Consider the following 25,305-nt stretch of genomic DNA (forward strand, 5'->3'; position numbering starts at 1 on the left):
ACCACCGTTCGTATCGATCGGTGACTCACCCTACCGCCCGATGTCACCCGCTCCGGACGTCGCGCGACAGCCCGATCCGGCTCGTGCCCACGAGGTGGCAAGAGTTGGATATTGACCAGAGCCAATGTATCGTGGGAACGCTCCCAGACCGTGTCCACCACCCACCTGCTCGAGGAGCTGAACATGTCACGACGACGTCGTCGCCCGGCCGCCATGCTGGCCGGGTTGCTCGCTCTGGCCCTGGCTGCGTCCCTGTCGCCAGCGGCGCCGGTAACCGGCACCGCCGCGGCCAGCCCATCCAAACCCCGTGCTGTGCCGCTCGCTGAGCTGACCGTGGTTTCCGAACGGGTGGCTTTCGGTCTGCAGCGTCCGATCGCGATCGCCGGGCTGCCGGACGGCCGGATGCTGATCGCCGAGAAGAACGGCACTGTCCGCGCCTACCACCCCGACACCGGCCTGGCTCCCGACCCGGTGATCGACCTGAGCGCCCGGATCGACCCGTCCGACAACGAGCGCGGCCTTCTCGGCATCACTCCGGCACCGAACTTCGCGCGGACCGGGATGCTCTACGTGGCCTACACGAGCCTGCCGGCCGGCGCGCTGACCCTGGCGCGAGTGCCCATCAACGCCCCTGATCGGGTGCAGGTGCTGCTCACCCAGGAGCACGCCGAGTACGGCAACCACAACGGCGGACAGGTGGCCTTCGGCCGCGACGGCTACCTCTACTGGTCCCTCGGCGACGGTGGCTACGCGAACGACCCCTACAAGAGCGGCCAGAACCTCGGCACCCTGCTCGGCAAGATTCTGCGGATCGACGTCAACCGCAGCTGCGGGGGGAAGCCCTACTGCGTGCCCTACGACAACCCGTTCGTCCGTACGGCGGGCGCGCGGCCAGAAATCTGGGTCTACGGGCTGCGCAACCCGTGGAAGTTCTCCATCGACCCGGCCGACAACTCGCTGTGGATCGGTGACGTCGGCCAGGGTCTGATCGAGGAGATCAACCACGTCCGCCCGTCGCAGCGTGGCGCGAACCTCGGCTGGTCCTGTCGAGAGGGCACGCCGGTCTTCGACGAGACGCAGTGCCGGCCGGGCGTGCGGCTCACCGACCCGATCGTCGAGTACGACCACTACATGACGGAGAACTGCTCCATCATCGGCGGCCTGGTGTACCGGGGGTCCGTCACCCCGGAGGCACGGGGCACCTACATCGCCAGCGACTACTGCTCGACCCGCGCTTTCGCCGTACGTCCCAAGTCCACGGGTGGCTACGAGTCCACTGAGATCGGCACGTTCCCCACCCAGCCGACGGCGTTCGGCGCCGACGTCAACGGCGAGCTGTATGTGCTCAGTGACCTCCCGGGATGGCTGAGCAAGGTGCGGTTCGAGCGGGTCCAGCCGACCCCCACCAGCGGGGCGACGATCCGCTGAACCTCGGGACACGCCCTTGACACCAGCACTACCTCCGGGGACGGCCGCGTTCGACGGCCGTCCCCGGACTGCTGCGCGGCAGCGATCACCCGCCTTCGACGGCGGGCGACTACCGACGCGTTCGGCCCGCCTAGGCTTGGAAGAGGGTCGGCTGTGACGGATCGACGAACTCTGGATCAGGCTGACGGCGTCCCCGCTCGGGATTGGTCGCGCCCCACCAGCTCGTACGGTCGGAATCAAGGTGCGGCGGCTCAAGGCATCCGTTAAGCCACGCATCGAGCCAATCCACAAGCGGAATGCCTTCCGAGTAGAACGAGTGTTCGCCAAGCCCCGAGTTCGGGTCAAAGCCCCACATCATCGCTCCCCGGCCCGCGCAATCGACATACGAGTAGATCGCGCATCCCCAATGGGCGATCGGCAGCAAGCCGGCGGGTTCCCGAGGGTTGAGCCGATCAATCGCCGTACGCCCGAGATCGTCCGTGCAACCGCCCGCAATGCCCAGCACGGGACCGAAGCCGCCATTGGCGACCTCCAAGTAGATGCGTCGAAGCAGAGGCGGCAGCGGATGCCCAAGCACCTGTTCAGCGTCGTCCACAGCCTGAACGGAGGCAGGTTCAAGCGGCGGCAGCGGGTCGACGGCGTCGGCTGCCAGCGCGGCGAGGTGTTCCTGCGATCCACGTGCCACCAGCCACCGGGTGCCCTCGGGCATGGGATTCACTACCCACATCCCGCTCGCGTCCTGGTGGCCAGGGCGGATGTACACGTCATCGCTGTAGTCGTGAGCTGCCACGCGAGCGGCGATGCGCCGCAATACTTCGTCGTCGCGCATCCGCTCATTATCGTGCGCCGGTCGGCCCGGCCGATGCCCGCCGGAGGCCGCCAGCATGCCGAGGCCGACCGGCGCGGCCCGCTTTCGGGCCGGCACCGTGGTCGAGGTGGCAGCCAGGACCTGTGTCCCGGCAGACCCTCCGCTTCTGGCTGGCCCGCCACACCGAACTGGGTCTGGTTGGGGTCGGATAAACGGCAAGACCGTCACCATCCACGCCACCGACACCGAGCTGACCATGGCCTGCGACGACGGCATCCGCATCGTCGGACGCACCATCTACCAACCGGCTCGCAAGCGCACCCGGGTATAGCCACCGTCTACGGAGAAATGGTTACTGCGGAAGGGTTAGAGACATGGAGGCGCTCGACGTCTTGGCAGCGTTCGGCTCAACTGGCCGGGTCGGCCTTCTTCATCCCGGCGCCCGCCTCCGGACTGTCGTCGGCGACTACGGCATGCCGTGGGACATCGGACGGATCAACCTACGCCACAGGTGGCCGCACCTGTACTCCTACGGTGACGTCGAACTGGTCGTGTGCCGCTGTCGGATCATCACGTCAGTGACGGTCCAGACCTGGCGACGGACGGTTGAGCTGCCAAGCCACGCACAGTCTGACAAGGCTATCGTCCTGCCCGCGCGACTGACCTTCACTCAGGTGACCGGCGCCCTGGCCGCCTTGGGCTGCCAGTGGGAACTGCTCAAGCCGATCGAGGGACAGTCGGCTTTGCGCACCCTGCCGCAACGCGTCGAATTCACCTTCGAAACCGACGACGGACCTGACCCCGTGCTGCACGTTGCGGGCACTTGGGCCCACGATCACGAGTGCATGCCCCCGGAAGTCGTCGACGCTGCGTTCGCCGACGACTTCCCACCCGAGCAGGCCGACTGACCGTCGCGTCGAGTAGAGGGACTCGCCCATTTCTCTAGGTCAGCCGTCAAGCATGTCCTGGGACAGTTTCGTCAATCACCTGGTGGGACTAGGCACTGGCTCATACCGGTGTCCGGCCTCGAGACCTGCAGCACAGCGAGGCTCCCGGTTGGGGCACCGGATCTCGCTCGACTGCCTTCTTACCGGGAGCCTCGCTCCACGTCCACATCAGACCGTCAGACCGACCGTGACCTGCACCTTCTGCGACCAACCTATCCGTCCCGGCCGGGGCCGGCCTCAGTCACCGGAGATCCAGAGATATCCGCGCGCCCGGGTCGCCTCCTCGATGAGCGCCCCCAGCGCCTGCACGTCGACCCGGAGCTCCGGTTTGCGGCTCGCGATCTCGTCCAGCTCCGCGGTCAGCTGCGGCAGCTGGATCAGGTTGATCATGGTGTCGCCGTAGGAATCGATCCTCGACACCAGGTGGTGCCGCTCCCGGTCGCTCGCCGCCACCAGGCGTTGCAGCGAGGAGCCTGCTTCCACACCGGCATACCGTTGCTCGTGCACCTGGTTCTCGACATACACAGCGAGCCCCACCGCCGCGCCTCCTTCACGAAATGGCCGGCCAGGGCATGCACACAACGGCCGGCCAACCTTACGGTCGTCAGTCCTTGCAGCGAATCCGATACCTCGTTCGCACGCCGCCCCACCTGCCCTGAACCACCAGGTAACACCTCGTGATCTGTGCGCCACTGTCCTTCGACCTCCGGCCGACCGGCTTGTCGGCCCTCGCCTCACACTCGCAGTCGCCGTCCTTGTACGGTCCGTTGCACGGGCACTTGTTCGCCTCGTCGACGAGATCGTCGAGATCCACCCTGTCGCCGAAGACACCCTTGCTGTCCTCGAACTTCGACCGTGACCTCCACCGTCACGATGAAAATGGCTCAATATCAGGATCTGCGTGACACTCCGCCGAGTGTTGGTGGAGATGCGTGATGGAAAACCTGACTGGGCTCCGCCCTAGCGGTGCCATCCAGCAACAGCTCAAGCAGACGGCGTGACCGGGGACCGAAGGCCGAGCCACTGCTCAGCGTCCCAGGCATGGAAACGCTCTACCTCCGTGAACCCGAGCTTTGCCGCAAGGCGCATCGAGCCGACGTTGGCGGTTTGGGTGGTGAGCACCACTGGCTCGCCGGGAAGGACACCGTCGAACCAGTCGAGTGCCGCCGCGCACGCCTCGGCGGCGTACCCGAATCCCCACGCCTGCGGCAGGAACAGGTAACCGAGGTCGGCCTTCCCCATGGCAGCCGGGCGACGGCGCCCCGTCGCTCTCCTGAGCAGGATCTGGCCGATCATCGCCCCGTCGAGGTCGACGACGAAGCTTCCGGGCCACCGCTCGGGCACTTCGGGCAACTCGCGCTCAAGCTCGCCAGGCAGGCGGGGACCACCGAGGTAGGTGTTCACCTCTGGCGACGCCAGCAACTCGATGAACGCAGCCCGGTCCCGGGCCTCGGGCTCACGGAGCACGAGCCTCTCGGTCCTGATCGAGGCAGGCGGCCACTCGACGGCTCCCAGGTCTGACACGCGCGTCATTGGTCGAGGCTGGCACATCGGGTCATGAAGCCGAACCCAGCCAGCGGCCCACCATCGGCGACGGCGTCCGCGAGGGTCACAGCCAGGTCTCCGCTGTAGGTAGTGTGCGGAAGTGACAAGAAGCGAGCGGATCGCCGACCAGCTGGACCGGCACTGGCACAAGAACCTGCGGCCGCGCCTGCACGGTCTTGCCGACGAGGAGTATTTCTGGGAGCCGGTGCGTGGCTGCTGGAGCATCCGTCCACGGGGCACGTCGGCCGCACCGATGTCGGCAGGTTCAGGGGAATGGACGATGGACTGCGGGTCCCCTGACCCGGTGCCGGCGCCGGTGACGACGATTGCCTGGCGGCTGGCGCACATCATCGTCTCCTGCCTGGGCTATCGGGTCGGGTGGCACTTCGGCGGCCAGGACGTCGACGACCAGACATTCGCCTACGCGGGAACAGCTGACGAGGCGCTGAACCAGCTTGATGAGATGTACGGGAGATGGAACGCCGGGGTCCGCGAGCTCTCGGACGCCGACCTGGAAAATCCGCCCACAGCGGGTCCCGAGCGGTTTCCCATGGAGGGCATCGTCCTGCACGTCAACAGGGAGCTGATCCATCACGGCGCCGAGATCTCCCTGCTGCGCGACCTCTACCGCTGGCAGGACGAAGCCGTACCGCAATCAATCAATCGGCAAGGAGCACCGAGCCTCATAGCGTTCCCGGAATGAGCACGAGCGACGAGCGGGACATGGTTCGACGCGGGTACGACGCACTCTCCTACAACTATCGACCGGACGACGCTGACGACGGCCAGTACGCTCCCTGGCTCGCCGGCCTACACCAGCGCCTACCTGCCTCAGCGGCAGTCCTCGACCTCGGCTGCGGCTGCGGGGTGCCGATCGCCCGCTTCCTCGCCAACGCCGGACACCACGCCACCGGCGTGGACATCAGCGACGTACAGATTGAGCGGGCGCGCCGCCTGGTGCCCGACGGCACCTTTCTCCGCGCCGACGCCACCCGACTCGACCTGCCGCCGGCCTCGTTCGACGCCGTAGTCTGCCTGTACGCCTTCATCCACTTGCCCCTGGCCGACCAGCCGCAACTCATCAGGAGCATCGACACCTGGTTACGCCGTTGCCTCTCAGTGCGCTCTTGCGAGCGCGCGGTTGGCAGTCCCGCCTTGCGGTGGGACGGTCCCGGTCTGATCCGCTGGTGCGGTGCCGGGTTGACGTTTCAATGCCACCAGCCCCGCGTTCGGGGTCTTGCGGTCGGCTCCACGTCCGGCCGCCGGGCCACTCCCGGCGGTTGTTGCCTCAGCCGCGAGCGCGGCCAGGTTGCAGGCGGCGTTGAGGTCCCGGTCGAGGACCAGGCCACACGATTCGCACTGATATTCACGCTCGGACAGGGCGAGTTTGGTTCTCACCGCGCCGCAGCCCGAGCACGTCTTGGAGGAGGGATACCAGCGGTCGGCCAGGATCAGCCGGCCGCCGTTCCACCCGGTCTTGTAGGTCAGTTGCCGGCGGATCTCGGCGAACCCGGCGTCGGCGATGTGCCGGGCCAGCTTGCGGTTGCGCAGCATCCCGGTGACGTTGAGGTCTTCGATGACGACTGTGCCGTATTCGCGGGTCAGCCGGGTGGTGAGCTTGTGCAGTCCGTCGCGGCGCAGGTTCGCCACCCGGGCATGCGCCCGGCCGAGCCGGGCTGCCGTCCGCTCCCACCGCTTCGAGGCGCGTCGGCCGGTGCGCCGGTCCGGGCCGCTCTTGCGCGCCAGCGCCCGAGCGAGCGCCCGCATCCGCTGCTGCGCGGTCGTCAAATATCGCGGGTTGTCGATCAGCTCGCCGGTCGACAACACCGCCAGGTGCCTGATGCCAACGTCGACGCCGAGCACCGCGCCCGGCCGGGCGGGCGGGTCGCCGCTCGGGACGCTCGACCTCGACGCAGAAAGCGACGTGCCACCGGCCGCCGTCACGTCGCACGGTGGCGGACATGATCCGGGCGGTGCCCTGGTCGATGCGGCGGGCGAGCTTACGGGCGGACTCATGCAGCTTCAGCCGGCCCAGCCGGGGCAGCACCACATGCTTGCGGTCGGACTCGACCCGCATCGCCCCGGTGGTGAACCGCACGGACGCGATGGTGCGGCGGCGGGACTTGAACCCCGGGAACCCGACCGGCCGGCCGGCGCGCTTACCTGAGCGCGAGTCGGCCCAGTTCTTCAACGCGCGAGCGAGGGCGTCGAGGCCGGTGTTGAACGCCTCCTTCGAACACTCCCGCCACCACGGCGCGACGTCGGGCTTGGCGACGTTCCACGCCTTACGCAGGCCGGGCAGCGTCCACGACACGGCCGGCGTCAGCATCTCCTCCGCCACACCGTAGGTGCGTTCGGCGGCCCGCTGATCCATGACCGCCTTGACCCTGGCCAACGCCCAGTTATGGGCCACCCGCGCCGCCCCGGCGTGCGCCAGCACGTCACGTTCCTGCCCCCGGGTGAGATCAAGGGCGAACCGGTACGCCTGAATCGTCTTCACACCCGAACCCCGGCGGCGGCCCCGACCGCACGACGGGCACGGATCGCGGCCGGGCGGCGCCCGTACAGGCGGGCGCACAACGACGTCAACATCTCGGCGACGTCACCCACGAGATCGCCGTCCACCTCCGCCGGGTCGCGCAGCAACGCGAGAAACTCCTTGCGGTGGCCGTTGAGCGCCGAACCGACCTCGGTCACCACCCGGTCCACGGCCAGGCGCTGCCAGTCGCCCACACGGTGTCCCGGCCGACCTGCCGGTCCAGGCCCGGCTTCCGGTCGGCCAACGACACCCGCGCGTACACCGGTCTGCCCGGCCTCGGTGGTCGCACCGGTCAACAGCTCACCAACCATGATCAGCCGACCAAGTCGATACGCGGGAACAGGCAACGTCCCGGACTCGTAACGCCGCCGTGCAGTTGCATACGAGATGCCGGCAGCCGCCGCCCACCCCTTCAAGTTCACGCTGCCCACAATAGATAAACAGTGAGCACTACTGACGACCGAGGTGTTAGCAGCAGCCAAACCCGGCGGCTGGCTGCTCACCACAGTCTGCAACAGCGCTTGGACGGGCACTGAGGACAACTAGCTCGGTGGCCCCGCTAGCATGTGGTGGAGCCACGCCGACGCCTTGAGTTACCGCTCGTGGGTGCAACAGGCGGGCCTGACAATCATGGCCGAGGATTTCGTCCCGGAAGGCGGCAGCGGGCACGCCCTCTTCTGGGCACAGCGCCTACCGAGCTGACCTGGTTCCTCGACGCTCCAACTCCGAGAACCTCCATCAGCTTGTATCGATGTGCGGCCAGGCCCATCGTCAGGCAGCCGCAGCAGTCAGTGAGCTCGGTCCCGGCGGAGGAAGCACGACAGCAGTTGCCGGAACTCGTGCGGGTGCTCGATCGACGGCACGTGCCCGCATCGGCCGAGCACGTGCAGACGGACATCGGCCAGGTGTTCGAGCAGGGGCTGGGCTGCCGTGTCGAGCGGGGTGACTCGGTCCTCGGCGCCGTGAATGAGCAGCACGGGCGCGCGTACCGCTGCCAGCGTCTGCGCCGAGAGGGTGAGGTCGTCGACCCATCGTGCCCTGGGTGGAGGGAACAACGACGCGAATGCGGTTTCCCCCGCTCGCATCGCAGCGGCGCGGGCCTCGACGGCCGAATCGGTCACGAGCGCCTGGTCGAGGACGAGGCGACTCAGCATGTCTCGTGCTCCGAGTGGGCCGGCGGGGGCGGCCCAGACCGCGTCGAGGTCGGCGGACAGCGGCGCCCCGGGGGCGCCCATTGTCGAGACCGCCACGACACGGGTGACCTGCTGGGGGCGGGTGGCCGCCAACGCCAGCGCCACGGCGCCGCCCATGGAGTGACCCACCACGGCGTAGTGCTCGATTCCGAGAGCATCCATCAGGCCCGCGGCCTGCTCTGTCCACAGCCGGAGCCCACCCCTGGAGCCCGCCGGGACAGGTGTACGGCCGAACCCCGCTTGGTCCGGAGCCACCAGGTGCAGGGACGTGCCCAGCGCTTGCGCCGTCGTCGTCCAGGCTCCGGACCCGGTCGTGCCGGGTCCGGAGCCGTGCAGCATCAGCACTGCGGGCCCGGTGCCGCTCTCCAGGACGTGGACGGGGGAACCGTCCACCGTGACGGTCCGAAGTGCCGTCACCGGGGCAGTCCAGGTGTGCTCATGCCGATGCGGGGCTGACAGACTTCGCGAAGAGCTCCATCATCGCCCTGCCGAATTGCGGCATGTCGGGCCACCCCCGGCAGGAGACGAGGTTGCCGTCCACGACGTCGGGAGCGTCGATGACTGTCGCGCCGGCGTTCTCCATGTCACCGGTGATGGGGGGAAAGCACGCTGTCTTCCGACCCTTCAGCAGCCCGTAGACCGCTGGCACCTGCGCGCCGTGGCACACCAGCGCGATGGGGAGGTTGCGCGCGAAGAAGTGCTCGGTGATGCGCCTGACGTCGGCGTCGACCCGGATCCACTCGGGGGCACGTCCCCCGGGGATGATCAGGGCGTCGTAGCGCTCGACGTCGACCTCGGCCCAGGGGACGTCGACCGGCAGCTTCCGGCCGTTCTTCTCCACGTAGGCGTCGGAGTTGGGGTCGAACTCGTGGATGACCAGTTGCACGTCACGCAACGTCCGTGACGAGACGTCGACGTCCCAGCCGCCCTCCTGCACGCGGTAGTAGGGGTACATGGTGTCGAGCTCCTCGGCGGCGTCGCCGGTCAGGAGCAGCGCTCTGGGCACCTGCTTCTCCTCGCATCTGGGGGCGGGTGAGGTGGATCCAATCCGATCCGATCAGGATTGAGTTAGCATTCCTGGGCCCAGCGCGCCCGTCAAGCCTCTACCGCCACTCCGTCCGCGTCCTCGATCTCGTCGAACAATCGCCGGAAACGCTCGCCGGAGCGCAGGATGTGCCGACGCATCGAGTAGGCGGCGGCGTCGGGGTCACGGGCGGCGATCGCTGCGACAACTTCCTCGTGCTCGGCCATGGCCAGGTGAGTGACCTGGGTGTCGTGGTGAAGCCGGAAGAGGTGCACGTGGCTGTGCAGGCGAGCCAGTGCTTCACGGATGACCTGGTTCTCCGCGCTCAGGGCGACGAGATCGTGAAAAGCGGCGTCGCGTAGCCCGAAGGCGCCATAGGCCGAGGGCCCGTCGCCCCCCTCCAGCTCGGCCATCTCCTCCAGCATTCGTCGCAGACCGGCTACCTGCTCCGAGGATGCGCGTTCGGCGGATCTGCGCGCCGCCGCCGGCTCGAGAAGTAGGCGGACCTCGAGCATGTCCTCGAATCGGTGACGGGTGATCTGGGGGGGAATGCGGTAACCGGCATGGGGCACACGCACGACCAGGCCCTCGGCCTCCATGCGGTTCAGGGCGTCTCGGATCGGCGTCTGCGAGACCCCCAGCTCTCGCGCCAGGACGTCGATAGTGACGCGGGAGCCAGGCTCGATCCGTAGCGACATCAGCTGTCCGAGCAGCGTGTCGTACACCTCGTCGGCGAGCCGGCCGCCAGATCTTCCCGGCGGCGTTGCGCCCGTCACGGCCCTGCGGCCCCGCGCGATCATCGCTTCGTCGTCCATCGTGGCGTGAGGTCCTTTCTTGCACCTTCGGGAACCTGTTGACATCAGTCACAAGGCTGCGACATGCTGACGCCCCCACTGGATCGTATAGGAAAAGTGACGGATGCCTGGCATCCAGCACCATCGCGGAACCGCCCGCGATCGCTCTACTTCGATCACCTGGAGCTCCCATGAGCGTGCTCGACGTCCTGCTCGATTCGTCCCCGGGCCGCGGATGGGCCGAAGGACTTCTCGACGGCACGACGACCCGGTGCATCGCGGCGTACTCGTGACGCCGGTCCGCGGGTCGGCTCCCGCGTCAGCCCGGCGACACGCCTGAACTACCCAGCAACTGCTCGGCGAGGCACATAGCGAGGCTCTAGAAGTCCCCACCCAGAAAGCAGGCAGAACTATGCGGCATCCACAGCGAACAGGACGAATATCCGCTTCCGGTCGGAAGGTGCAGTTGGCGACGATGGCCATGCTGCTGGTGGCCACGACCGCGGCGGCTTGCGGCGATGGCAAGGACGACGGCGAGAAGGCGAGCGCACCCAAGGCGCCGGCGACAATCCCGGAACTCACTAAGGATCCGCTGACCCTCAGCTTCATCTGGTTCGACTGGCCGCCCGCCAAGGCGCTGGAAGCCTTCGCGAACGCGGAGTACAAGAAGGAACGGCCGAACGCGACCGTCAAGGTCAACACTGTGCCGAACGCGAACTGGCACGACGCGATGTTCACCCAGTTCGCGGCGCGCAAGACCGACTTCGACATCGCGATCCTGGACTCGCAACACATCGGCGAGGCAGTGACGAACGGCAACATCCTCGACCTCACCGACTTCGTCAAGGAAAACATCGACGTCGCGGCGTACAACCCGTACCTCCTGGCGGCGTACGGCCAGTTCCCCCAGGCGGAGACCGGCAAGCGCGACGAGAACGCCAGCCTGTACGGACTTCCGCTGCTCGGCGACACCTGGACGATGATCTACCGCAAGGACCTGATCGGCGACAAGCCGCCGCAGACTTGGGACCAGATGATCGCAGCCGCCGAGAAGTGCCAGGCGGACAACCCTGGCGTCAGCGGGCTGGCTTTCCACCAGGCCAACGGCTCCGACGCCGCGGCCGTCACCTACAACACTGTCAACGGCGTCTACGGCGGCAACCTCTGGGATTCCAAGACGCGCAAGATCGATGGCGTCATCAACGACGCTGCGGGCCAGGAGGCGATGGACGTCCTGGTCAACAAGATGAAGCCGCTGACCGCCAAGGGCTCCGGCAACTGGTTCATCGACGAGGTGAACGCGGCGGTCGCCCAGGGCAAGGCCTGCATCGCGTTCAACTGGATCGCCGCGAGCGGCGGCCTGCTCGATCCGAAGCAGTCGACGCTCGGCACCACGCGGGAGCAGATTCTCGACAAGCTGGGCTTTGCCACCCTGCCGAGCCAGAAGACGAACCTGGTCCCTCTCGGCGGTATGGGGATGCACGTGTCGGCCTACTCCGCTGCGGCGAACCAGGCGGAAGCCCTGAACTTCATGGAGTGGTTCGAGCGGGCTGACGTCCAGAAGAAGTGGGCCGCGGCTGGTGGCGTGCCATCGCGTACGGACGCCCTGGAGTCGCCTGAGTTCCTTAATGCCGGGCCGTTCAACCAGGTGTACACCGACTCGGTTCCGCGGATGCGGGACATGTGGAACGTGCCCGAGTACGCGCGCCTCGTCGACATCGAGAACACCAACGTGAACGCGGCTCTCAACGGCGCGAAGAAGCCGAAGGATGCGCTCGACGACATCGCCAAGGAGCAGCAGGGCGTTCTCGATTCGAGCAAGCGCAAGGGTGGCGGCGGGCTGTGAGTGACCCCGTCCCTTCGACGACCGACGGTTCCGGGCAGGTGGCGTCCGCGAGGCCGCCTGCCCGGGGTCGGTCCCCTCGGCTGAGTGACCGCGGGCTCGCCGTGGCCTTCATCTCCCCCGCGATGCTGCTGTTGCTCGCCATGTCGGTGTTTCCGTTGCTGTGGGCGTTGTACCTGTCTTTCACCGACTACTCGGCCACCCGCGGGGGGCCCGCCAATTTCATCGGGTTCGGGAACTACACCGCCATCCTGACGTCGGCGCAGGTCCACACGAGGGCGCTGACGACGGTGATCTACGTGGTCGGCGCGGTCGGTCTGCAGACCGTGCTCGGATTCGGCATCGCCTACCTGATCTCACGGCGCACCCATGGGCGAGGGGTGCTGACGACTCTGTTCCTGGTTCCGATGATGCTGTCGCCGGTCGTGGTGGGGCTGTTCTGGCGGTTCATGCTCGACGCGCAGTTCGGTGTGGTCAACAGCATGCTCGGCTCGATCGGCCTGGGGCAGGTGGAGTGGCTCACTCGCCAGCGAACGGCACTGATTTCCCTGATCGTTGTCGACACCTGGCAGTGGACGCCGTTCATCATGCTCATCGCGCTCGCGGGCCTCACCGCGGTGCCCAAGTACCTGTACGAGGCCGCCTCGATCGACAGGGCGTCCGAGTGGTTCAAGTTCCGCACCATCACCCTTCCGCTGGTGTGGCCGCTGCTTCTCATTGCCGTGATGTTCCGGGCCATCGAGGCGTTCCGGTTGTTCGACCTCGTCTACATCCTCACCAACGGGGGTCCGGGTGTCTCCACCGAGACGCTGTCGTTCCACATCTACAAGGTCGCGTTCCTGGGCTTCAACACCGGAACCGCCTCGGCGTACGGGATCCTCATGGTCCTCGTCGTCATCGTCCTCACGCAGCTCTACCTGCGCTATCTGAACAAGCTCAAGGAGGGCTGATGGCCGTCTCCGTCGACGAGGCCGTGTCCACGGGTCCTGCCCGGGACCACACGCCCCCCGCGCGCCGCCTGGGCAGCCGAGGCCGCTCGGTGCTGGAGGTCACGCTGCTGACCGTGCTGGCCGTCGTGATGCTCTTTCCGGTGCTGTGGATGATCGAGACGTCCATCAAGGAGAACCGGGACGTCTACGCCATCCCGGCCAAGTTCTTCGACTTCAAAGTCACCCTGGCCCACTACAAGGACGTGTTCGTCGACCCCGACGGTGGTCGCTCGGCACTGTCCGTCTCGTTCCTCAACTCCGTCGTGGTCGCCGGAGTCTCCACGGTGCTGGCCACCGTGCTGGGGGTCCCCGCGGCCTGGGCCTACTCACGCTTCTCCGTGAAGGCCAAGAAGGACCAACTGTTCTTCATCCTGTCCACCCGCTTCATGCCGCCCGTGGTGGTCGTGATCCCGATCTTCCTCATGTACCGCCAGGTCGGACTCATCGACAACAAACTCGGCCTGATCCTCATCTACGCCGCGTTCAACGTCCCGTTCACGATCTGGATGATGAAGGGGTTCGTCGACGAGGTGCCCGCCGAGTACGAGGATGCCGCGATGCTCGACGGTTACACCCGCTTGCAGGCGTTCCGGCGGTTCACCCTTCCCCTGCTCGTGCCCGGCATCGCCGCGACGGCGGTCTTCGCACTTATCTTCTCGTGGAACGAGTTCGTGTTCGCCACCTTCCTCACCTCCAGCGACAGCGTCCGGACGGCCCCACCCGCCATCGCCGGCCTCATCGGCGGCACCACCACGGACTGGGGTCTCGTGGCCGCCGCCTCAGTGGTGTTCGCCCTACCGGTGCTCGTCTTCGCCTACCTGGTGCGCAAGCACCTCATCGCCGGCGTGACGCTCGGGGCGGTGCGACGCTGATGGCGGGCATCGAGGTGACCGCGCTGCACAAGCGCTACCCGGACGGAACGGTGGCGGTCGAGCACGTGGACCTGTCCATCGGCGACGGCGAGCTGTTCGTGATGCTCGGCCCATCGGGCTGCGGCAAGACAACCACCCTGCGGGCCATCGCCGGCCTGGAGAGGCAGACGACGGGCGACATCCGCATCGGCGACACGCTTGTCAACGACCTGCCGCCCGCCGAGCGCGACATCGCCATGGTGTTCCAGTTCTACGCTCTCTACCCGCATCTGAAGACCCGCGACAACCTGGCGTTCCCACTGCGGGCCGAGGGACTGCCCAAGCCGGAGGTGCACGAGCGGGTCGAGGAGGCCGCCCGGCTGATGCGGCTTGGTCCGCTCCTGGACCGGCGACCGCGCCAGCTGTCCGGCGGGGAGCAACAGCGCGTCGCGCTCGCTCGCGCCCTGGTGCGACGACCGCGCGCCTTTCTCATGGACGAACCTCTCACCAATCTGGACGCGGAGCTGAGGGCGGACATGCGCACCGAGATCAAGCACCTGCAGGGCGAGCTGGGGGCGACGATGGTCTACGTCACCCACGACCAGGTCGAGGCGATGTCGCTCGGTCACCGAATCGCCATCCTCAACAAGGGCCGCGTCGAGCAGATCGGCACGCCGCTGGAGGTCTACGACCGTCCCGCGAGTCTCTTCTGCGCCGCTTTCATCGGCTCCCCACCGATGAACCTGATCGAGGTGGAGGTGGCCGACGGGAAGCTGCGCGGTGAGGGCGGGCTGGCCCTCGCGCCACCGCCAGGCCTGCCGCGCGACCGTCGCCTCATCGCCGGCGTCCGGCCGGAGGCGCTGGAAGTCACCGCACCAGGGGAGGACCGTTCGGTCCCGGCCCGCGTGGTCTCGGCGGAGTGGCTGGGCGACGAGATCATCTACGTGGTCGACCACGGCGGCCAGCGCGACGTGCGGGTTCGGATGCCTCCGACTGTCCGTTTCGCGGCTGACGCAACGGTTGGGCTGCGGCACACCGGCGGAACCCCGGCGGTCTACGACGTGAGCACGGAAGAGCTGGTGGCCTGATGGGAACCGTGGCAGCGCATGGGCTGCGCAAGTCCTTCGGGAAAGTCCAGGCCCTCGACGGGGTGACGCTGGACGTGCCGGACGGCTCGTTCTTCGTCGTACTCGGGCCCTCCGGGGCAGGCAAGACGACGACCCTGCGGGCGATCGCCGGCCTTGACAAGCTTGACGCCGGGTCCGTGCATCTGGACGGCAGGGACGCGACCGGTGACACACCGGCCGCACGTGACCTGGCCATGGTCTTCCAGAGCTACGCCCTCTACCCGCGACACACCGTGTACGAGAACATCGCGTCGCCGCTGCGGGCACGCCGCTGCTCGTCAAGTGAGATCGCCGCGGCCGTCGAGCAGATGTCGAGCCTGCTGCACATCGAACGTCTGCTGCAGCGTCGTCCGGCGCAGTTGTCGGGCGGTGAGATGCAGCGTGTCGCCCTGGCCCGGGCGCTGGTCCGTCGCCCGCGCGCGTTCCTCATGGACGAACCGCTGACGAACCTCGACCTCAAGCTCCGCGTCGAGATGCGCACCGAGCTCACCCGCATCCACCGGAGCCTCGGAGCGACGTTCGTCTACGTGACGAACGACCAGGTCGAGGCCCTGTCCATGGCCGACCAGGTCGCGATCCTCAAGGAGGGGAAGGTGCAACAGGTCGGGACGCCGACCGAGGTGTACGAGCGTCCCGCCAACCAGTGGGTCGCCGGATTCGTCGGGAGCCCGCCGATCAGCCTGCTCGCCTGCCGTGCCGAGGGAGATCGTCTGGTCGGTGCGGCAGGCTGGACGTTGCCGCGGCCCCGCTGGACCACGGCCGAGGACGGTCGCGAGCTGCTGCTGGGCCTGCGCTCGGAGGACCTGTCCGTCGAGCAGCGTGGGAACGCGTCGTTGTCGGGTGAGCTCTACGGGCTTGAGCCGCTCGGTGACCGAACGGTGGTCGACGTCCGAGTGGGGACGGAGATCCTCAAGGTCAAGGCGCGACCCACCGTCACCGGTACGCCGGGCGAGCGGCTGCTCGTCACTGTCGACCTGGACCGTGCGCATCTGTTCGATGCGGGCACCGGGCTGTCGCTGTCCGAGGCGGGGCGGTAACGGCGCCCGGCGACGACGGCGACATGCGTCCGCACCTGGCAACCGAGCCTCGACGGACCGTCACCGGTGAGCACGGTCTGACGACGCGGAGACGCCGTGGCCCGCGAAGGCGATCGATGGCGCGCTGCGTCGCCCCGCAGACCGGGCCGAGGCCACATTCGACCCGCTCGGCAACCTCGCCCCCGACAAGGGCGTGTGACCCGTCCGTCTACGCGCAGCGCGATCACTGAGGCACGCCGGACATCACGAAGAAGATCACAGGAGGCGACGCGATGAGTGACCCGATGAACGTGCTGACCCCCGAGCATCGGCGGCTGCGGATCGGCGACGCCTGGCGCGACGCCGCAAGCGGAGCCACCTTCGCCGTTGAGGACCCGGCCACCGGCAAGACCATCGCCGAGGTGGCGGACGCCGACGTCGTTGACGGGCTCGCCGCCCTCGACGCCGCCAGCACGGCGATGGCGCAGTGGGCGGCGACCCCGCCGCGGAAACGGTCAGAGTTGTTGACCGCGACGTACCGGGCACTGACCGAGCGATCCGAGCAGGTTGCCCGGCTGATCACGCTCGAGATGGGCAAGCCGCTCGCCGAGGCTCGGGGAGAGGTGGCCTACGGCGCCGAGTTCTTCCGTTGGTTCGCCGAGGAAGCGGTGCGCGTCGAGGGTCGCTACAGCACCGCTCCCTCAGGTGGATATCGCATCCTCACCGTGCCGAAGCCGGTCGGACCGTGCGTCTTCGTGACGCCCTGGAACTTTCCGTTGGCCATGGGTGCCCGCAAGATCGCTCCTGCGCTGGCCGCGGGCTGCACGACGATCACCAAACCAGCAGGCCAGACGCCACTCACCATGCTGTTCCTGGCCCGCATCATGGAGGAGGTCGGCGTTCCCCCGGGCGTCGTCAACGTGGTGACCACCAAGCGTTCCGGCGAGGTGGTCTCCGCACTGCTGGCCGACGGTCGGACCCGCAAGCTCTCGTTCACCGGGTCGACCGAGGTCGGACGCGTACTGCTGCGACAGGCCGCGGACAACGTGCTGCGCACGTCCATGGAACTGGGCGGCAACGCGGCCCTGATCGTGTGTGCCGACGCTGACCTGGACGTCGCGCTCGACGGTGCCATGGTGGCCAAGATGCGCAACATCGGGGAGTCCTGCATCGCGGCCAACCGGATCTACGTCGAGGAGCCGGTACGCGAGGAGTTCGCGGCGCGCTTCGCCGAACGGATGGGCGCGCTGTCGGTGGGCCATGGTCTCGACGACGGCGTGAACGTCGGGGCGTTGATCGACGAGGCCTCGGTCAGCAAGATAGACGAGCTCGTCGCCGACGCGGTCGATCGCGGGGCCCGGGTCCTGGTGGGCGGCGAGCGTCCGGAGGGCCCGGGCCACTTCTACCCGCCTACGGTCCTCGTCGACGTGCCCGAAGACGCGCAGATGCTGAAGGCGGAGATCTTCGGCCCGGTGGCCCCGATCATCTCGTTCACGTCCGACGACGAGGTGATGGCCAAGGCCAACGACACCGAGCACGGCTTGGCCGGGTACGTCTTCACCCGTGACCTCCAGCGGGCGCTCCATTTCACCGAAGGGCTGGATACGGGAATGCTCGGCATCAACCGTGGTCTGATATCGGATCCGTCAGCTCCGTTCGGAGGCGTGAAGCAGTCCGGAATCGGCAAGGAGGGGTCGCACGAGGGCATCCTCGAATACCTCGACCTCACCTACGTGGCGATCGACCTAGCGTGACCGGCCTGCTGCGCCGGGCGCCCAGCACGCGCGTCTGCGCCAACCGGGCGGCCAACCTCGCCGACGCCGTCCCGGTCTCGCAGGTGACCTGGACGTCCGCCCAGCACATCGTCGCCGACGTTCCGGAGAGGCACTGACATGCTTGAGACCGTCCGCGGACCACGCCAGCTGATAGTGGGCGAAGGGGTCGCGCAGAACATCCCACGAGTGGTGGCCGAGAGTGGCTCGCGAGTCCTCATCGTGACCGACCAGGTTCTTCTGGGGCAGCCTGGCGTAGCCGAGATCGTGGCCGCCGTGCGGGAGAAGGTCACTGCCGTCGAGGTGTTCTCCGACGCGACTCCAGACGTGCCACTCGCCGATGTCGCACTGGCCGTCTCGGCCGCCGCCGAGGTGGACGCCAACGTGATCCTCGCCATCGGCGGTGGCACGGTGATCGACCTCGCCAAAATCGTCGGCGTCATCCGGCGCCATGGTGGGACACCGCGCGACTATTACGGCGAGTCGAAGGTGCCGGGGCCGACGATTCCTCTCGTCGCGGTCCCGACGACGTCAGGCACCGGCTCCGAGCTCACCCCCGTCTCGGTGTTGACCGACCCGGACCGCGAGCTGAAAGTCGGGGTGTCCAGCGTCCACATCGTCCCCGACTTCGCCATCGTCGACCCCGAACTCACCTACACCTGCCCTGCTACCGTCACCGCCCACTCCGGCATCGACGCGTTCTGCCACGCTGTGGAGAGCTACACCGCGCGCCCCCGGGCCCACGGACCGCGCGACCCGGTGGAGCAGGTGTTCCTCGGCCGCAACCCGATCACCGACCACTACGCGTTGCTGGCCGCGGAGCGGATCGCCCGTAGCTTGCGTCGTGCTGTCAGGGACGGAGGCGACACGGACGCGCGCGCGGACATGTCCTATGGGTCCATGCTCGCCGGGCTCGCCTTTTCCCACGCGGGCAACGCGGCCCCGCACGCCCTCCAGTACCCCATCGGCGCGGCCACGCACACGCCGCACGGCGTGGGCGTCGGGCTGCTACTGCCCTACGCGCTGGACGCGGCCAGGGATGCCATCGGCGACCGGTTGGCGATCCTCGCCCGGGTGTGCGGGCTCGACGTGGCCGACGCCTCCGATGCCGAGGCCGCAGACACGTTCCTCATCTGGCTCGACGGGCTCCTCGCCGACATCGGCATCCCTCGCACCTTGGCGGACATCGGCGTGGCACGCGCCGACCTCCCCCGCTTGGCGGAAATGGCCAGTGGCGTCACCCGCTTGATTCAGAACCACCCAGGCCCGACCGACACCGCCAGCCTGACCGCGATCCTCGAAGCGGCCTGGACGGGGGACCGGACCCGACACGTCCTGACTTCGAGCAAAGACGGGCATCTCTGAGGAGGGCCGGGGTTCGGGGAAGAGCCCCGAGGTCTTGTTGCCCTAGCCTGACCCAGTGAGCAACTCGGGAACCGTTCTCCTGGCTTCCTCGATTTCGGCAATGGTGGCTATGGCCGTCGTTGGGCTCCAGTAAGCGGATGCCTCAACGGCCAGGTCCGTTTGGCTTATCGCCCGTCCTCCAGGTTCCGGATCATGGTTTGGAGGTTGGTGATAGTCCGGTCGTACTCTCGCTGGTCGAGGCCGGTGGTGGTCAGCTCGCGTATGGCTTCGACGTCGGTGGTCAGACTCCGGAACAGGTCACGTCCAGTGTCGGTGAGGGTGACGGCACCGCCATCGTTGTGCACGAGTCCTTGCCGCCTGAGCGGGTCGATGTGTGGCTGGACGGTTTCACCGGCCGCCGAGTCGAGGAATGGTGCCAGGGCATCCGTGAGTGCCGCGAGCGTGCAGCCGCCATCGCCGAGAGCATTCAATATCTGCCATTGCCGCCGAGTGATTCCGCGCTTGCCCAGAGTGCGTTCGAACGACTCCTCGATCAGGCGGTCGAGCTTGCGCAGGGCGTAGCCGATCGGCGGCTGACCGCGTCTACCATCAGTTGCATTCATACAACTGATGGTAGGCACATCAGCAACCCGGTTGTCAAGTTACAACTGCTGTAGATTGTCGCCATGACGGAGGCCGAGCACGGACCAGATCAGATCATTGCCATGGCCCTGACCCAGATCCGGCGTGACCAGCAGACACGCCACCTCCAGCGGCGTGCCGCCGAGGGTGATTCAGCTGCGGCATCCGCTTCGAACGCCGCCCGCTACCGCTACCTCGATGCCCTCGATGGTTTCCGCACGGCTGTGCCGATCTCGCAGATCGCCGACGCCATCGGGGTGGATCGGCCGCGCGCCAGCCGGCTGACCACACAACTGCTCAACGAGGGCTACATCGAGCGGGAGCCGGCCCCGGGCGACTCGCGGTACGCCCTGATCCGCCTCACGTCGCTGGGTGAAGAGTTCGTTGCCGGCGTCCATGAGAGCCGTCGACGCGGCGTGGCCGAGGCGCTCGCCGATTTCACCGCGCAGGAGGCGCACACACTCGCCGAACTCTTGAAGCGGTTCATCGATGCCTGGCCACGAACTCCATCGACCACCTGAGGTTCGCCCGCTTGGAACGTCTGCCATGAGCCGATATGCGAAGCATCCGGATCTGCCGCAGTCCGGGCGTTACTCGGCGTATCCGCAGGCCTGAATTGGTGCAGCCGTATTCGGGCTCAGGTCGATATAGTCGCGCCGTGGTGCAAACCAGGCGGTAGCCCGCGAGGGGTGGGGCCAGCGGCGGTCCAGACCGTCCGGGAGGGGTGCTTGTTGGTGAGCACTGAGCGGGTCGCGTGCATCGATGCCAGCAACTGCAGCCGTTCCGCGTCGGCGCTGCCCGGCTCGACGGTGAAGACGAGCATGAAAGAGCCGGGGTTTCCCGGTAGGGGGTAGGTGTCCCAGTCCAGGACGATGTCGCCTACTCCGGGAATCCGGAAGGTCTTGGTACCGCTGACCGACTCACGTACGTCGTGCTGGGCCCACAGCCGCCGAAACTGAGCGCTGCGGATGCTCAGCTCACCAACGATCGCGGCGGCGCGTGGGTGGGTGGGGTCGGTGGCGACGGCGGCGCGCATCATGCCGATGTAGTCCAGGGCCTGCCGCTCCCAGTCCGGGCAGCTACGCTCGCCGGTCAGCGTGTCGTCGAACAGCAATAGGAGCATGTTGAGCCGGTCGGCAGGGTAGGCCTCCGGGTCGCCGAGCAGGGCCTGCGCCATCGGGTTCCAGTCGAGCAGGTCGAGATGCCGGCCGAGTATGACCGCAGGCGTGTCCATCACCCGCAGCAGGCGCCGTGTGCCCTCCGGCACCCGCTCCGGATCGCGGTTCACCCGGGCGGGCATCGACCGGCGGGCGGCGTGCGCCAGGGTGAACAGGTGCCGGCGTTCTTCGTGGTCGAGGCAGAGCGCGCCGGCAAGCGCGTCCAGGACGTCGTCGGACGGGCGTACCTCCCGGCCCTGTTCGATCCGCTGGTAGTAGTCAGTGCTCAGCCCAGCCAGCAGGGCCAGCTCGTCGCGCCGTAGCCCGGTGACCTTGCGCCGGCCGCCCGGCTCCAGGCCGACGTCGTGCGGACGCAGCCGACTACGCCGAGCGCGTAGGAAGTCGCCGAGCTCGCGAGCATACGGATGAAGGCTGTCCATGCCGCAAGTGTGCAGCGGCCCGGACCGCCGAGGGTAGGTCCCTCAGACCTAGGCAACCGAGAACGACTGAACCCATCGGGATCGCCCCTAACGTCGATGGGGGCCAGCACACCGACACCCTCAGGAGCAGCAGATGACCGGATGGACCATCGACCACATCCCCGACCAGCACGGTCGGGTTGCCGTCGTGACCGGCGCGAACTCGGGCCTCGGCCTGGTCACCGCCACCGAATTGGCCAGCCACGGCGCCCACGTCGTGCTCGCCGTTCGCCACACTCCCGCCGGCGAGGAGGCCGCCCGCCGGATCGGTGGCGACGTTGAGGTACGCGAGCTGGACCTGGCCTCCCTCACCTCCGTGCGGACCTTCGCGGCGAAGCTGGCTGGCGCCCACCCGGCGATCGACCTGCTGGTCAACAACGCCGGCGTGGTGCTGCTTGGCCCACGTCGCACCTCCGCTGACGGATTCGAGCTGCACCTCGCCACCAACATGCTGGGCCACTTCGTACTGACCGGCCTGCTGCTCGGCAACCTGGCCGCGGCGCGGGAAGCCCGCGTGGTCAGTCTCAGCTCAATCACCCACAAGAACGCGCACCTGGACTTCAACGACCTGATGTTCGAACACGACTATCGGGCAGCCACCGCCTACGGCCGGTCCAAGCTCGCCACCACGATCTTCGGCATCGAACTGGACCGCCGCCTGCGCGCCGCCGGAACGTCGATCGTCAGCGCCCTGGCCCACCCCGGTCTCACCCGCACCAACCTGACTCCGCGTGCCTGGGAACACCGTGGCCGATTCGGGCGACTGATCGCGTCGGCCGGCCTGCTGGCAACCCAGCCGGTGGCGCAGGGCGCGCTGCCGCAATTGCACGCTGCGACCGAGCCCGGTGTGCGGGGTGGACAGTTCTTCGGCCCGTCCGGACTCTGGGAGACGCGAGGCAGAGTCACCGAGGCCCGGCTCAGCCAGGAGGCCGCCGACCCGGCCGTCGGCACGCGACTGTGGGCGACAGCCGCGGACCTGACCGGCGTCAACTACCTCTGACCTACGACGGTCACCGGCTGGACGGCAGCAATCCGCAGCGTCGCGATCAGCCGCCGCACCTGCCTTCGCGCGGCTGCTTGCCACGATCGCGCGTCGCCCATTGGCATGAGCGGAAGCCGCCCTACCGCCTCTGCGGGACGCCAACGCTGATGCCTTCGGGTCCGTCGAAGAGGTCTCCCAGCAAGAAGTCCTGGTCAGAAGGTTGCTGGTGAGGCAGCTACTCACCAACCCCTCGCCGACACCCAGAAGTAGGCTGCGAGCCCAGAATGCTGAAATACGCCGCCGCTCGGATCGCGGCATGACAGTGCGCGGAGTTCGCCGCCGGCCTGCGGGCCTGGTAGTGCGCCTGGCGCGCCGGCACTCCGTTCTCGCAAATATCCGCGCCGGCGGTCCCAGGGTTCGTTGCCGTCCCGTGAGTGGTCAAGTCTGAGCTCAGGCATCCGTAAGAGCACGGCCCGCGGGCACCACAGAGGCGACGGTTCTAATCCTGGCTTCAGGTTGATCGGGGAGGATGAGCGGCAAAGCATCGACTGGAAGGGGGCGGGCCGGCGTGCGGATCCTGATCGCGGATGATGACGTGGCCATCCGTGAGTCGCTGGAGCGGGTGCTCCAGGTCGAGGGTTACGACACCAGCACCGTCGCCAACGGTCTCGCCGTGCTCGACGGGGTCGGTGGGGCGGGCGGTGACGCGCTGGATCTGCTGATCCTCGACGTGATGATGCCTCGCCTCGGCGGGTTGGAGACCTGCCGGCGGTTGCGGGCCGCGGGTAGGGATCTGCCGGTGCTGATGCTGACCGCCCGTGATCAGGTCTCCGACCGGGTCGCGGGGCTCGACGCGGGCGCTGACGACTACCTGCCCAAGCCGTTCGCCACCGAGGAGTTGCTGGCCCGGGTGCGGGCCCTGCTGCGCCGGCGCACGCCGGCCGACGGGGAGTCGCAGATCCTGTCGTTCGCCGACGTCCGGGTCGATCCCGACAGGTTCGAGGCGTGGCGTGGCGGGCGGCCGTTGCGCTTGACCCGGACCGAGTTCTCCCTGCTGGAGGTTCTCGTGCGCAACGCGACCCGGGTCTTGACCCGCGACGCGCTGTTCGAGGCGATCTGGGGCTTCGACATGAGCGCCACCGCCAACAACCTCCAGGTATACGTGAGCTACCTGCGCCGCAAGATGGAGGCCGAGGGTGAGCCGCGATTGATCTACACGCTGCGCGGCCTGGGATACACGTTGCGGGAGACTCCTCCGTGAGCAGGCCCGCCGGCCGGGAACCGCGCCGGCTGACCCGATGGTGGCGCCGGCGGTCCCTGCGGACCAGGCTGACGGTGATCGCGGCGACGGCCATCGCGGTCAGCGTGTTCGTGGCCTTCCAGGTGGCCAGCGAGCTAATGGACAGGGAACTGCAGGACACCGCCGAGGATCAGCTGCGCGCCGACTCCCGCGTCCTGGCGACGGACGCGGAGCACGCCGGTGTGGCGCAGGTCCAGCTACCGCCGTATCCCGGGTCCGGTCGGCTGGTACGGGTCATCCTGCCCGACGGCTCGACCCGGACGCCGGTCGGCCAACCCGCGCTGCCTCCGGTCAGCGGGCGCGCCGGGCGGGTGGCGCAGGGCGCGTCGGCCGACCTGATCGAGTCGAACGACAGCGACGAGGACGGCTACCGCATTTACACGCTGCGGGCGGGCGACGGCGCAGTCCAGGTGGCCCGCGTCGCCGACGACAGCCCGATCAACCGGTTCGGGTTCGGGATGTTGGTGATCGGGCTGCTCTGCGTGCTTGGCGGCGCCCTTGTCGGGCGGACCGTGGCGCGGGCCGGGCTGGCACCGATCGACCGGCTGACTGCCGCAGCGGTACGTGTCGCGCACACCCGGGTTCTCGACGCCGACATCCCGGATGAGGGCGGTGGGGAGATCCGGAGGCTGATCCAGTCGATCAACGAGATGCTCGCCGCGCTCCGGGACTCCCGGCGGGCCCAGCGGCTGCTCGCCGAGGACGCCGCCCACGAGCTCAAGACCCCGCTCACCAGCCTGCGCCTCAACGTCGAGCTGCTGATCCGGCTCGATCGGCGCGGCACCCTGGACAGCGCACTGTCGGCGGAGAGCCGGACCCGATTGCTCAACGATCTCGGCGCCCAGGTGGCCGAGTTGAGCACCCTTGCTGCCGAGCTGACCGAGGTGGCGCGCGGTGACGTCAGCGACGAGAGCACCGAGCTGCTCGACCTCGCCGATGTGGTGGTGGCCGCCGCGACCCGGGCGCGTTCCCGCGTGCCTGACATCGAGGTCGCGCTCGACGTGACCTCCGTGTGGGTGAGCGGGCGTCCCGCTGCGCTCCAGCGGGCGGTGCTCAACCTCATCGACAACGCCGGCAAGTGGTCCCCCGCGGACCAGCCGGTCCAGGTCCGGCTGCGTGCCGAGGGCGCGTCGGCGGTGCTCGAGGTCGACGACGCCGGGCCGGGCATCGACGCAGTCGACGTACCGCGGGTGTTCGACAGGTTCTACCGTGCCGACAGCGCCCGGGGGTTGCCGGGATCCGGTCTGGGGCTGTCGATCGTGCAGCGGGTGGTCGACGCCCACGGCGGCCGGGCCGCTGTCGCCCGTTCCACACGCGGTGGCGCGCTGCTTCGGGTCGACCTTCCGGCCGCGGCCCCGCCCGCCCCGATCGCGTGCCGCACCGCCGGGGAGGACACCGCGGCGCGCTGACCCCGTCCCGGCGGTGCGGCGCAGGACAAGAGACGGCCGCCTTCGGGCATGACCCCGCGCCGTTCACCTTCGGGGCCGGACACCGCGGTGCGCCGACCCCAGGCCCGGCGCGTCGC

The 25,305-nt window shown here is 68.2% G+C and carries 24 protein-coding genes and 3 pseudogenes; 16 read left to right on the forward strand and 11 right to left on the reverse strand.

The window, feature by feature from the left end; all coding sequences use genetic code 11:
* The first annotated feature begins 183 nt into the window (after positions 1-183).
* Entirely contained in the window at positions 184-1,428 is a 1,245-nt protein-coding gene (locus ACLJOK_RS14390) for a PQQ-dependent sugar dehydrogenase (protein ID WP_410819018.1), read from the forward strand.
* A gap of 130 nt (positions 1,429-1,558) precedes the next feature.
* On the opposite strand, the gene ACLJOK_RS14395 is transcribed toward ACLJOK_RS14390, so the two are convergent.
* Positions 1,559-2,257 carry an SMI1/KNR4 family protein gene (locus tag ACLJOK_RS14395; RefSeq protein WP_410819020.1) on the reverse strand — a complete coding sequence of 233 codons (699 nt, stop codon included), beginning with the start codon at positions 2,255-2,257 and terminating at the stop codon, positions 1,559-1,561.
* A 353-nt stretch (positions 2,258-2,610) separates the two neighbouring features.
* Between ACLJOK_RS14395 and ACLJOK_RS14400 the strand changes: the two genes are divergently transcribed.
* Positions 2,611-3,144 (forward strand): hypothetical protein, encoded by a 534-nt coding sequence (locus tag ACLJOK_RS14400; protein WP_410819021.1) that lies wholly within the window; start codon positions 2,611-2,613, stop codon positions 3,142-3,144.
* 276 nt (positions 3,145-3,420) lie between these two features.
* On the opposite strand, the gene ACLJOK_RS14405 is transcribed toward ACLJOK_RS14400, so the two are convergent.
* Together ACLJOK_RS14405 and ACLJOK_RS14410 are read right to left on the reverse strand one after the other, a co-directional pair.
* On the reverse strand, positions 3,421-3,720 hold the full coding sequence (locus tag ACLJOK_RS14405; protein WP_410819023.1) for a hypothetical protein: 300 nt from the start codon (positions 3,718-3,720) through the stop codon (positions 3,421-3,423).
* A 447-nt stretch (positions 3,721-4,167) separates the two neighbouring features.
* Positions 4,168-4,734, reverse strand: a complete 567-nt coding sequence (locus tag ACLJOK_RS14410) for a GNAT family N-acetyltransferase (protein WP_410819024.1) — start codon at positions 4,732-4,734, stop codon at positions 4,168-4,170.
* A gap of 94 nt (positions 4,735-4,828) precedes the next feature.
* Between ACLJOK_RS14410 and ACLJOK_RS14415 the strand changes: the two genes are divergently transcribed.
* Positions 4,829-5,431 (forward strand): DinB family protein, encoded by a 603-nt coding sequence (locus ACLJOK_RS14415; protein ID WP_410819026.1) that lies wholly within the window; start codon positions 4,829-4,831, stop codon positions 5,429-5,431.
* A 20-nt stretch (positions 5,432-5,451) separates the two neighbouring features.
* Positions 5,452-5,775: pseudogene (locus ACLJOK_RS14420) on the forward strand (class I SAM-dependent methyltransferase); the annotation flags it as partial.
* A 69-nt stretch (positions 5,776-5,844) separates the two neighbouring features.
* Here ACLJOK_RS14420 and ACLJOK_RS14425 read toward each other — a convergent pair.
* The 6 genes and pseudogenes from ACLJOK_RS14425 to ACLJOK_RS14450 form a co-directional block, all read right to left on the reverse strand.
* Positions 5,845-6,744 carry an RNA-guided endonuclease InsQ/TnpB family protein gene (locus tag ACLJOK_RS14425; RefSeq protein ID WP_410819027.1) on the reverse strand — a complete coding sequence of 300 codons (900 nt, stop codon included), beginning with the start codon at positions 6,742-6,744 and terminating at the stop codon, positions 5,845-5,847.
* A 415-nt stretch (positions 6,745-7,159) separates the two neighbouring features.
* A pseudogene (locus tag ACLJOK_RS14430) lies at positions 7,160-7,228 on the reverse strand (hypothetical protein); the annotation flags it as partial.
* Positions 7,225-7,689: pseudogene (locus tag ACLJOK_RS14435) on the reverse strand (IS607 family transposase). The pseudogenes ACLJOK_RS14435 and ACLJOK_RS14430, both read right to left, overlap by 4 nt.
* A 366-nt stretch (positions 7,690-8,055) precedes the next feature.
* On the reverse strand, positions 8,056-8,877 hold the full coding sequence (locus ACLJOK_RS14440) for an alpha/beta fold hydrolase (protein ID WP_410819029.1): 822 nt from the start codon (positions 8,875-8,877) through the stop codon (positions 8,056-8,058).
* 19 nt (positions 8,878-8,896) lie between these two features.
* The gene (locus ACLJOK_RS14445; protein WP_410819031.1) at positions 8,897-9,466 is read right to left on the reverse strand and encodes a DJ-1/PfpI family protein; all 570 of its coding nucleotides are present in this window, start codon (positions 9,464-9,466) and stop codon (positions 8,897-8,899) included.
* Between the two features lie 89 nt (positions 9,467-9,555).
* A complete protein-coding gene (locus ACLJOK_RS14450; RefSeq protein WP_410819032.1) occupies positions 9,556-10,299 on the reverse strand; it encodes a GntR family transcriptional regulator in 744 nt (247 codons plus the stop codon).
* Positions 10,300-10,738: 439 nt separating this feature from the next.
* On the opposite strand from ACLJOK_RS14450, the gene ACLJOK_RS14455 reads away from it, so the two are divergent.
* From ACLJOK_RS14455 to ACLJOK_RS14490, 8 genes are all read left to right on the forward strand, one after another.
* A complete protein-coding gene (locus ACLJOK_RS14455; RefSeq protein ID WP_410819034.1) occupies positions 10,739-12,124 on the forward strand; it encodes an extracellular solute-binding protein in 1,386 nt (461 codons plus the stop codon).
* Between the two features lie 101 nt (positions 12,125-12,225).
* The gene (locus ACLJOK_RS14460; protein ID WP_410819036.1) at positions 12,226-13,071 is read left to right on the forward strand and encodes a carbohydrate ABC transporter permease; all 846 of its coding nucleotides are present in this window, start codon (positions 12,226-12,228) and stop codon (positions 13,069-13,071) included.
* Positions 13,071-13,982, forward strand: coding sequence for a carbohydrate ABC transporter permease (locus ACLJOK_RS14465; protein WP_410819038.1), 912 nt, complete (start codon positions 13,071-13,073; stop codon positions 13,980-13,982). The genes ACLJOK_RS14460 and ACLJOK_RS14465 overlap by 1 nt, the downstream gene beginning before the upstream one ends.
* The gene (locus tag ACLJOK_RS14470; RefSeq protein ID WP_410819039.1) at positions 13,982-15,049 is read left to right on the forward strand and encodes an ABC transporter ATP-binding protein; all 1,068 of its coding nucleotides are present in this window, start codon (positions 13,982-13,984) and stop codon (positions 15,047-15,049) included. The genes ACLJOK_RS14465 and ACLJOK_RS14470 overlap by 1 nt, the downstream gene beginning before the upstream one ends.
* The gene (locus ACLJOK_RS14475; protein WP_410819041.1) at positions 15,049-16,125 is read left to right on the forward strand and encodes an ABC transporter ATP-binding protein; all 1,077 of its coding nucleotides are present in this window, start codon (positions 15,049-15,051) and stop codon (positions 16,123-16,125) included. The genes ACLJOK_RS14470 and ACLJOK_RS14475 overlap by 1 nt, the downstream gene beginning before the upstream one ends.
* Positions 16,126-16,397: 272 nt before the next feature.
* Positions 16,398-17,858, forward strand: a complete 1,461-nt coding sequence (locus ACLJOK_RS14480; RefSeq protein WP_410819042.1) for an NAD-dependent succinate-semialdehyde dehydrogenase — start codon at positions 16,398-16,400, stop codon at positions 17,856-17,858.
* Positions 17,855-17,995 (forward strand): hypothetical protein, encoded by a 141-nt coding sequence (locus tag ACLJOK_RS14485; RefSeq protein ID WP_410819044.1) that lies wholly within the window; start codon positions 17,855-17,857, stop codon positions 17,993-17,995. Before ACLJOK_RS14480 ends, ACLJOK_RS14485 begins: the two co-directional genes overlap by 4 nt.
* A gap of 1 nt (position 17,996) precedes the next feature.
* On the forward strand, positions 17,997-19,241 hold the full coding sequence (locus ACLJOK_RS14490) for an iron-containing alcohol dehydrogenase (protein ID WP_410819046.1): 1,245 nt from the start codon (positions 17,997-17,999) through the stop codon (positions 19,239-19,241).
* 164 nt (positions 19,242-19,405) lie between these two features.
* On the opposite strand, the gene ACLJOK_RS14495 is transcribed toward ACLJOK_RS14490, so the two are convergent.
* Positions 19,406-19,843, reverse strand: a complete 438-nt coding sequence (locus ACLJOK_RS14495) for a MarR family winged helix-turn-helix transcriptional regulator (protein WP_410819047.1) — start codon at positions 19,841-19,843, stop codon at positions 19,406-19,408.
* 63 nt (positions 19,844-19,906) lie between these two features.
* On the opposite strand from ACLJOK_RS14495, the gene ACLJOK_RS14500 reads away from it, so the two are divergent.
* The gene (locus tag ACLJOK_RS14500; RefSeq protein ID WP_410819048.1) at positions 19,907-20,383 is read left to right on the forward strand and encodes a MarR family winged helix-turn-helix transcriptional regulator; all 477 of its coding nucleotides are present in this window, start codon (positions 19,907-19,909) and stop codon (positions 20,381-20,383) included.
* 116 nt (positions 20,384-20,499) lie between these two features.
* Here ACLJOK_RS14500 and ACLJOK_RS14505 read toward each other — a convergent pair whose 3' ends face one another.
* Positions 20,500-21,459: a helix-turn-helix transcriptional regulator gene (locus ACLJOK_RS14505; RefSeq protein ID WP_410819049.1), complete on the reverse strand. Its 960-nt coding sequence runs from the start codon at positions 21,457-21,459 to the stop codon at positions 20,500-20,502.
* 133 nt (positions 21,460-21,592) lie between these two features.
* Here ACLJOK_RS14505 and ACLJOK_RS14510 point away from each other — a divergent pair, with 133 nt between their 5' ends.
* From ACLJOK_RS14510 to ACLJOK_RS14520, 3 genes are all read left to right on the forward strand, one after another.
* A complete protein-coding gene (locus ACLJOK_RS14510; protein WP_410819050.1) occupies positions 21,593-22,498 on the forward strand; it encodes an oxidoreductase in 906 nt (301 codons plus the stop codon).
* Between the two features lie 550 nt (positions 22,499-23,048).
* Complete coding sequence (locus ACLJOK_RS14515; protein ID WP_410819052.1) at positions 23,049-23,741, forward strand: response regulator transcription factor; 693 nt, start codon at positions 23,049-23,051, stop codon at positions 23,739-23,741.
* Positions 23,738-25,189: an ATP-binding protein gene (locus ACLJOK_RS14520; protein ID WP_410819053.1), complete on the forward strand. Its 1,452-nt coding sequence runs from the start codon at positions 23,738-23,740 to the stop codon at positions 25,187-25,189. Before ACLJOK_RS14515 ends, ACLJOK_RS14520 begins: the two co-directional genes overlap by 4 nt.
* Positions 25,190-25,305: the final 116 nt, after the last annotated feature.

This window comes from Micromonospora sp. 050-3, from assembly GCF_046549335.1.
Taxonomy (GTDB): domain Bacteria; phylum Actinomycetota; class Actinomycetes; order Mycobacteriales; family Micromonosporaceae; genus Micromonospora; species Micromonospora trifolii.